At 44.6% G+C, this 9,322-nt stretch carries 7 protein-coding genes; 5 read left to right on the top strand and 2 right to left on the bottom strand.

What is annotated here, in order from left to right; genetic code table 11:
• The first annotated feature begins 405 nt into the window (after positions 1 to 405).
• The 3 genes from RH949_RS15855 to RH949_RS15845 all read left to right on the top strand — a co-directional run bounded on the left by RH949_RS15855 (position 406) and on the right by RH949_RS15845 (position 5,524).
• Positions 406 to 3,591, top strand: coding sequence for a DEAD/DEAH box helicase (locus RH949_RS15855; RefSeq protein ID WP_446354413.1), 3,186 nt, complete (start codon positions 406 to 408; stop codon positions 3,589 to 3,591).
• Positions 3,592 to 3,671: 80 nt separating this feature from the next.
• Entirely contained in the window at positions 3,672 to 4,511 is an 840-nt protein-coding gene (locus RH949_RS15850; protein WP_446354411.1) for an SWIM zinc finger family protein, read from the top strand.
• Between the two features lie 563 nt (positions 4,512 to 5,074).
• The gene (locus RH949_RS15845; RefSeq protein WP_446354409.1) at positions 5,075 to 5,524 is read left to right on the top strand and encodes an REP-associated tyrosine transposase; all 450 of its coding nucleotides are present in this window, start codon (positions 5,075 to 5,077) and stop codon (positions 5,522 to 5,524) included.
• Positions 5,525 to 6,147: 623 nt separating this feature from the next.
• On the opposite strand, the gene RH949_RS15840 is transcribed toward RH949_RS15845, so the two are convergent.
• Together RH949_RS15840 and RH949_RS15835 are read right to left on the bottom strand one after the other, a co-directional pair.
• A complete protein-coding gene (locus RH949_RS15840) occupies positions 6,148 to 7,173 on the bottom strand; it encodes a hypothetical protein (RefSeq protein WP_446354407.1) in 1,026 nt (341 codons plus the stop codon).
• 15 nt (positions 7,174 to 7,188) lie between these two features.
• The gene (locus tag RH949_RS15835; protein WP_157453157.1) at positions 7,189 to 7,404 is read right to left on the bottom strand and encodes a hypothetical protein; all 216 of its coding nucleotides are present in this window, start codon (positions 7,402 to 7,404) and stop codon (positions 7,189 to 7,191) included.
• Between the two features lie 43 nt (positions 7,405 to 7,447).
• Here RH949_RS15835 and RH949_RS15830 point away from each other — a divergent pair, with 43 nt between their 5' ends.
• On the top strand, positions 7,448 to 8,122 hold the full coding sequence (locus RH949_RS15830; protein ID WP_446354405.1) for a DUF4230 domain-containing protein: 675 nt from the start codon (positions 7,448 to 7,450) through the stop codon (positions 8,120 to 8,122).
• Between the two features lie 414 nt (positions 8,123 to 8,536).
• Positions 8,537 to 9,310 (top strand): proteasome-type protease, encoded by a 774-nt coding sequence (locus RH949_RS15825; RefSeq protein WP_006100827.1) that lies wholly within the window; start codon positions 8,537 to 8,539, stop codon positions 9,308 to 9,310.
• Positions 9,311 to 9,322 lie beyond the last annotated feature (12 nt).

Here is a 9,322-nt window from a genome sequence, read left to right as displayed (position 1 = left end):
TCATCGGATCAGGGGCTAAAGCCCCGACTACGAACGAACCCTAAAGGAGAACATGATGAAGTGCGCTACATTGTGTTTATTCGCGATGTGTTGAGCGAAATTAATCCGTGATAAGTTAGACGAACAGCATCAATGACATAAAACAAATGACCAACCAGGAACGATTTCCAGACATTAAAACGAATTTTTAATGCCTTTGACCCCTTTCGCCCCTTACCCCCTGGTGTTCCAACTTACGTAGATTGTGAAGAAGTGCGAAGTTGAAGTGCGGAATGTGGGCTGACGATTTCCTAATGCTCATTTCAGTGCCATTATTTTTAATACTGTTTATTGATAATACCGCTCCCAATTTGGTATCATTCCCTCAACCGTTACGCTACAACCTAACCCAGTCAGCATCTCGTCATGAAAATTCTCCATGGCACCTGGATTCCCCAACCCTCTGACGCATTCATCCAAACGGGCGCGTTTTATCTGTGGGTGGAAACGGATACCCCTTCTCCCCAGAAAACTGCCCACCGCAATACGCATCCGGCTCAATTAACCCAAGCGGATTTAGCCAACCTTCTGGTGAATGAACTTGGCGTTTCCCCAACGTCATCTAGCCAGATTCAGGATCAGATTACCCCCCAATACTTTATTCTGCCCACAACTCAAGGACAACCGCTTCCATCACCGGAATTAAGCCGCTATCTGGAAATTGAATTGCCAGAATCTGTGGAGTGGCATATCTGGATGATTGATTGTTATCAGATTAGCCCAGTTTACCAAACATCTGGACGTAAATCTGGTGCAATCGCCCCCGTGATTAAATGCTTAAATGACCTGCATTTTATTGCCCTCTACAATCCCGCAGAACTGCAACTGGGGTCTGATTTACTGTTTTGGTATCACTACACCCAATCTTTTAAACAGATTATCCTCAAAGACCAATATATTCCAGCGCTTAAATACAGGGAATTACCCCCACCCAAAAGCAAACGGAAACGCAGCGCCAAAACTCAGTTATTTGAACTTTATCCAGCTTGGCAAATTATATCGGATCACTATGAAGAGACGATTGACTATTATCAAGATTATATGCCCCTTGCCTGTGTATCCGGTTACGCCAGTCCCCCCAAACCTATCGAATTTTACGCCAAAGAAACGTTACTGCGGCATTTTTCTGAATGTTTGCTGACGGAAATTGTCACCAATACCCCAATCCCGGCTGTTTTGGATAAAAGAATTAATCATTCTCTGATTACCGATTGCCTCTATTCCTCACAAACTCCCCTAGCACAAGCCCCTGAACCTGCCTTAGACCTCTATAAACAATGGTCAAGTTGGAAACAACAGATTCGGGGAGGATCTGATACCTCCACCTTCCATCTTTGTTTTCAATTAGAAGACCCAGCGGCGGAGTCTTCCGACTCCTGGCAGATTCAGTTTATTGTTGCCTCTAAAAAAGATCCCTCCCTGAAACTGGCAGTTGCCGAGTATTGGACTCTAACTAAAAAAAAGAAAGCCACAGTTCATCAACAATTTGGTCAAGATTTCGAGAAAACCTTACTCTTAAATCTCGGTTATGCTGCCCGTATCTATCCACAAATTTGGCGCGGCTTGGAAACTGACCAACCTACGGGGTTAAACCTTACCTTAGCGGAAGCATTCACGTTTCTCAAAGAACAAGCGTGGGTGCTAGAAGATGCCGGATATAAAGTCATTATTCCCGCTTGGTGGACTCCCGCCGGACGTCAACGTGCCAAGCTGCGCCTCAAGGCTTCCCCGAAAACCTCTCAGTCTGCAAAAGCGGCGAGTAAGGGTTATTTTAATCTAGATACAATTATTCAATATCACTACCAACTCTCCATTGGTGGTCAAGTAATTACGCCTAAAGAATGGCAGCAGTTAGTGGCGGCAAAAACGCCCTTAGTCCAGTTTCGAGGTCAGTGGATTGAACTGGATAAAAATAAGATGCAGCAAATGCTGGACTTTTGGCAATCCCACCAGGAAGAAACAGCAGAAATGACACTGCTGGAGTTGCTCAAGAAAACCAGCGAAGCTGATACAGAGATAGAAGTCGAACATGATGCTATCTTAGGTCAAATGATGGCGTGCTTGAATAACCCCAGCCGACTGGAACCGATTGACAATCCCGCCCAATTAAAAGGAACCTTAAGGGAGTATCAAAAACGCGGTGTATCGTGGCTACAATATTTAGAACAATTGGGACTCAATGGCTGTCTAGCCGATGATATGGGCTTGGGTAAGTCGATTCAGATTATTGCCCAGTTAGTCAAGGAACGGGAAACCGAGTCTGCGGTATCTCCTACTCTGTTAATTGCGCCAACTTCTGTGGTGGGGAATTGGCAAAAAGAGATTGAAAAATTTGCTCCTCATTTGCGTACCTTGGTGCATCATGGGAGTAACCGAATTAAAACCGAAAAGGAGTTTAAATCAGCTAGCCAAAGCCTTGATGTCATTATTACCTCATTCACCCTCGCCCGCAAAGACGAAAAACTGTTTAAACGTGTAACCTGGCACCGTTTAGTTCTCGACGAAGCCCAAAACATTAAAAATCCCAAAGCCGCCCAAACTAAAGCCATTCTCAAATTACCCGCCCATCATCGTGTGGCGTTAACTGGAACCCCAATAGAAAACCGTTTATTAGACCTTTGGTCAATTTTCAACTTTCTCAATCCCGGCTATTTAGGCAAACAAGCCCAGTTTCGCAAAGCTTTTGAACTTCCGATTCAAAAAGACAATAACCGCAGACAATCGACGGTGTTAAAGCAGTTAGTCCAACCGTTGATTCTGCGACGGGTGAAGACAGATAAACAGATTATTAAAGATTTACCGGATAAAGTTGAACATAAACAGTATTGCCAGCTTACCCAAGAACAAGCCTCGTTGTATGAAGCCGTCGTCAAAGATGTGGAAGCAAAACTGGAAGACGCTGAAGGAATAAACCGCAAAGGGTTAATTTTGTCAACCCTAATGAAACTCAAACAAGTCTGCAATCATCCCGCCCAGTTTCTCCAAGATAACAGCGAATTCTCGCCAACGCGATCGCATAAATTAGAACGCCTGCTAGAAATGATTGAAGAAGTGAATGCAGAAGGGGAAAGTTTGCTGATTTTCACCCAATTTACGGACATTGGTAGCGCCCTAACACACTATCTGAAACAGACCTTACATTACAACACCTATTATATTCATGGCGGCATCAGTCGGGCAAAACGGGAGCAAATGATTACGGCGTTTCAAGACCCTGATACTGAACCCTCGGCGTTTATTTTATCCCTGAAAGCCGGGGGTGTCGGCATCACCTTAACCAAAGCCAATCATGTATTCCATTTTGACCGTTGGTGGAACCCCGCCGTCGAAGACCAAGCCACTGACCGCGCCTTTCGGATTGGTCAAAAGAAAAATGTTTTTGTGCATAAATTCGTGGCATTAGGCACGTTAGAAGAACGGATTGACCAGATGATTGAAGAGAAGAAAAAATTGTCGGGGGCGATTGTCGGGGCGGATGAGTCATGGTTGACGGAACTAGATAATGAACGGTTTAAACAGTTGATTGCTTTGAATAAAGCCGCTATTTTATAAAGTTAGGAGTGGAAATTTGAGTAAATTTTGGTGGGTAATGATTACCCTACAAGTGCTATTAAACTGAGGAGTCATGCAAAATGTCTAAATTCAGCCGAACCTGGTGGGGCAAACGTTTTATTGATGCCTTAGAATCCTTTACCGACTCAGGTAGACTGGGACGAGGGCGTTCTTATGCCAGTGGGGGGAAGATTAAGGAGTATAAAATTATTCAGGGTAAAATAACCGCAAAAGTTAGGGGTTCAATTAATCCCTATTTTGGCGTTTATAACGAACCCTTGTACACCACAACCATTGAAATAAAACCCATTTCAGCAGCATCTTGGTCAAAGGCGATCGCGAATTTGTCATCTAAGGCAAGTTTTGTCTCTAAACTACTCATGAATGAGATGCCAGATAATATTGAAGAGGCATTTGCTGATGTCAACCTTCAGTTATTACCCAAAAGCCGTTCTGACTTTAATACTCATTGTTCTTGTCCCGACTGGTCAAATCCCTGTAAACATATCGCCGGGGTGTATTACTTAGTCGCCAACGAATTAGACGCCAACCCATTTTTACTCTTTGAACTCAGAGGTTTATCGCCAGAAAAGCTACAGCAAGAACTGGCTAAATCCCCCCTAGGTCAAGTGTTATCCCAAGCCTTACAGGATCAGGAAGCCGCCCTAGAACCTGCCCAATCTTACTATACCCAGCCAGAAAAAATGCCACCACCATCATCTGTGAATCAGAAGGAGTTCTGGTTAGGAGAGAAACGATTACCCTCAATGGTGGAGGTGGATACAACGGCGAATATTCCCGCCATTTTGATTAAAAAAGCCGGAGACGTTCCTCCCTTTTGGCATAAGGATAGTTCGTTTATTGAGGCAATGGAACAAGTGTATCAGCGAGTGCGGACTAAAAATAAAGAGAGCCTTTGAAAAAAGGGGTACTTTCGGTAGACTTGTTTGCGGCAAAAGTCCGTTGCGAAATTCACGAAATTCCAGTTATTGTTCGTAGTTGTTGTAGTGCGAGCATCTTGCTCGCTAAGTAGGGTCTGCTGAATAATTGGTTAGGGGAAGATGAAGGAGATGAGGGAAATGAGGGAGATGCTGCTTTTTAGGTAAAAGTGTAAGGTTTTATTTTCAATTTAAATACGTGATATTAGGATGAGTATAAAAACGAAATTGATATCATTTCCAATTTAAATGCGTGACAGCTTTTAATCCCGTTATAATAAAATTTTAAATCATATTTATCCTATATTCCCGTAGCGAGCGAGAATCCTATATTCCCGTAGCGAGCGAGAATCCTATATTCCCATAGCGAGCGAGAATTCTATATTCCCATAGCGAGCGAGAATTCTATATTCCCATAGCGAGCGAGAATTCTATATTCCCGTAGCGAGCGAGAATCCTATATTCCCATAGCGAGCGAGAATTCTATATTCCCATAGCGAGCGAGACGCTCGCACTACGGGCTAATATAACAACAGGGAAATACAATGAAATTCAAAAAACCAATCCACCGATTAGAAATAGCAAAAGGCAGATACTTCATTACTTTTGTGACCTGGGAACGACTAGAACTAACCCCAAAAGCTCGCCAGGTTGTGCTAGAGGCTTGCCAATTCTTCCACAATCAACGATATCAGATATTTACTGGGGTTATTATGCCAGACCACGTACATCTACTGATTCGACCTTTCCTCAAAACTGAAACAGAGTTTTGGTCAATTGGCAGTATTTTGCATAGTATCAAAAGTTATAGCGCCAAACAAATTCCCAAAGTCATGAAACATATTGGGAAAGTTTGGCAAGATGGAAGATATGATAAGCTGATGAAGGATGAAAAGGAATTCGATCAGGCATGGGAGTATATTAGACAAAATCCGGTTAAGGCAGGATTGTCAAAAACTCCGGAGGATTATCCTTTCTTTTGGGAGATATTTTGAAGGAGTGCGAGCATCTTGCTCGCCACCTAATAATTAAAATTCGCCACCTAATAATTAAAGTTCGCAAGTAACATCGAATCATTTCATGTGTATTGTAGCTGGGAAGGCGATCGCGCCTTAAGCTGTTCGGCATTTAAACTTTATTGTCAAGCATTGCGAAAACCTTATGGGTAGTGCGACCATCTTGGTCGCTAGAGCGCCAGTGCAGTAATCTCAGCTATAACGCAAAACGGTTATTCTGGCGCTCATTCTCAACGGAAAATCAGGCTTTTTACTATTAGTGGACTGACGCTCTAGGCATATTACAGCAGTTTGCTCTGCTATGCGGTACATTGTCGATCCCCCTAAATCCCCCTTAAAAAGGGGGACTTTGATCTACTGTACTTTATTACAGCGCAAAGAGCTGTATACCGAGTTGCGCTCAAACATAGTAGATAGGAAAAGCAGGGGAAGCAGGGGAAGGGAAAGTTATATCTTTGAATGCAACTTGGTAAACTGTAATGCATTTAAATTGGGTATTAGTAGCGAGCAAGATGCAAAGCCTGCGGCATGGCTTCGCTAAACGCATTACAAGGATTTCGTCATTATTGACATGACGGTTTAAATGCCGAACAACTTATTACTTACAAATGGGGGAATAACTTCAAAAAAGATTGCCGATAAAAATTCAAAACTCGTTGAGTATAATCCGCCGTGGAACCCTGATTATATTGCTGGGGATCACCCGTCATCCACCAAGCCGCCGCTCGCTGTACCGCTACTGTCTCATTGTTACCACTCGCCTGATACTGTTCATTAAACACATCTCCCATCACACAAACTAAAATAGTACGGGCAGTCGCCGGACTCGCTGCAAAATCGGCGGGTGTTAATTCCTCTCCAATACATTGATTTGACCAACGAGGAATATTTTCTGGTTTAATTTGCCAATCACTGTAAAGTCCATCATTTTCGATTCCCGTTTGCGGTGCGGCGCGTCGTAATGCTTCCACTAAAGCAGCGACTTTTGTATCAGAAATCGCGTTATTGGCGGAGGAACGGGCGGCGGCTTGAGGCTGAGAGGCGGCTGACGATTGATTTTCCGTCGGTTGAGCAGACGATGCTGGTTTTGCCGCCGAGGGAGTCGGGGTGGGTTGGGCGGGAGTTGCAGGTTGTTGCGCTTGGGGATTGCGGCGTTGCTGTTGGTAATTTTTCAGCACATTCTGAATGTAAGTGTAGGTGTAAGAGTTTTCAGGAATGCTATTATATTGGCTCCCATCCCCAGTCATCCACCAAGCCGCAGCCCGTTGTATTGCCACCGACTCATTATTATTACTGGCGCGATACTGCTCATTCAATACATCCCGCATCACGCAAACCAAAATAGCCCGCGCTGTAACCGGACTCGCTTCAAAATCGGTTGGTGAAAGTTCCCGTCCAATACATTGCTTTGACCATCGGGGAATGTTACCTGGTTTAATTTGCCAGTCGCTATAGAGTCCATCATCTGCCCTTCCCGTTTGCGGTGCGGCTAGTCGCAGGGCTTCCACAAGCGCTGAAACTTGAGCATCAGAGGCTTGAGCGTATACCGGGGAACTCCAGAATCCCAGAGAAAGTAACGCTGTACTCAGTAGGACTCGTTGAACTGGTTTAATGAATCTGAAACCCATGGCGACAACCCTTGTTTAGCTAAAGAAGTCAATCGTAGGCGTGGTTTTAGAATCAATTGTAGGGGTGGGTTTAGACATTAACGCTAGCTTACCCGCCAATAATTGTTCACCACAACCCGCCTTTATCCAATTGTAGGGGCTACGTTCTTCTGCCAAAGCGCTAATCTTATACTTAGAGACACCCAGACAGCCCGGTTGAAGGAGCAGTGCGATGAATAATCCGTTTGACAAATATCAGATTAGTCCCCATAAGTTCGGGATACTGAGAAACCTGATGCTAATGACTACAGGCGCTACGGTAGTTGTCGCCTTGATTTTTGGCATTGGGGTATGGCGAACTGGGTCTCGTTTTCTGGGACAAGTGACGACGCTATTTAGCACCCCTCAACCCGCACCTGAAGTTGATGTGCGCTCCTTGATTGTCCAGCAAGTGCGGGAGGCTAGCGACTTAACCACGGCGGTGTTTACGATGGAGGCGGTGGTTCCGACTCGTCAAGCTCGGACTTTAGCAGGGTATCCGATCGCAGAAACCACACTCCTTTATATTGCTTATGGTGAGGTGCGGGCTGGTGTCGATTTGGCAGAACTCAAACCAGAAAATGTGCAAACTGTCAATGATACGCTGCAACTTCAACTACCACCCCCCAAAATTTTAGATAGCAAAATTGACGTGAATCGGTCACAGGTGTATGACTACGATCGCGGATTCTTGGGATTAGGTCCCGATACAGCACCCCAGTTACAGATGTTGGCGCAACAAGAGACGTTGAAGAAAATTGTCTTCAATGCTTGTGAGCAAGGGGTCTTAAAAAAAGCCAACGAACGCGCCGAACTGGTTGTGAGTCAGTTGTTGACGACAGCCGGATATAAACAGGTGGAGGTAAATACTCAATCCCCTGTACCAGGTACTTGTCAGTCGGCGGCGTTAGCCTCTCAGCCTGGTAATTGAGGAGATAGGGAGCAATGTAGAGACGTGCCATGGCACGTCTGGGAGATAGGTGTCAGATCAGGGGGATTCTGTAGGGGCGGGTTTCACTACTATCTTTTTGGTTACACCCAGATTTAACTAAACCCGCCCCGACTTTACATAAGACATAAGACATAAGACATAAGACAAATGACGAATGACGAATGACCAATTTTTTGTTCCAGAAGTCCCTCAGGAGGATTACGCTGGAATTAGAGGACTTGTAAATATACCAATGAAGATGCGTAGGAGTAGTATAAAACCTTACCAAAGGGACAATTCGCTAATCCAGTCCAGGCAACATCAGTCTACGCCGTGCCATCAATTGGCGAATGCGGGTGAACCCTGGTGTTTACATCGGGTTCTCAGTCGAATTCATGAGGACGTAATTTGGCAATGACTTACTGTCTGGGTATTATTAACCGTTTTGGTATAGTCTTAGCGGCAGACTCTCGCACCAATGCCGGGGTAGACTATATTTCTACTTACAATAAGCTTTTTGATTTTTCCCTGCCAGGAGAACGAGCGATTGTTATATGTACATCGGGAAACCTTTCGATTACCCAAGGGGTGATCAATCGGTTACATCGGGATCTACAAAGTCAGGAAGAACTGAATATCCACTCCCTCCCGAATATGTATGAGGTGACTCGTTATATTGGCAGCAAACTGCGACAAATTCAAGATCAAGACCGTCCTTGGTTAGAACGCGATCGCATTGATTTTCACTGTAGCTTGTTAGTCGGGGGTCAAATTCGCGGCGAAGCACCACAACTCTATCTGATTTACACCCAAGGGAATTTTATTCAAGCCACGCTGGAAACGCCGTTTTTGCAAATTGGCGAAACCAAGTATGGCAAACCCATTCTCGACCGAACTCTTACTTATGATATGCCCCTAGAGGCGGTTGCCAAGTGCGCTTTGCTGTCTATCGATTCAACCATGAAATCGAATATTTCAGTCGGACCTCCGATTAACTTGGTCATGTATGAAGCTGGCACATTTATGGCTCGCCAGAAACTGCAACTGCGCTTAGGTGATCCCTATCTGGCAAAGATTCGCAAATTGTGGGAAGATTCGTTACGGCGGGCATTTGAATCCATGCCAAATATTGAATGGCAGCATCCTCCAGTAGAAGATAATCAACAAGAAGATATTCTGATTGATTAAATTCCCTATTCC

This window comes from Coleofasciculus sp. A1-SPW-01 (assembly GCF_040217205.1).
GTDB lineage: Bacteria > Cyanobacteriota > Cyanobacteriia > Cyanobacteriales > Coleofasciculaceae > Coleofasciculus > Coleofasciculus chthonoplastes_A.
This window is presented reverse-complemented; position numbering and strand designations above follow the sequence as displayed.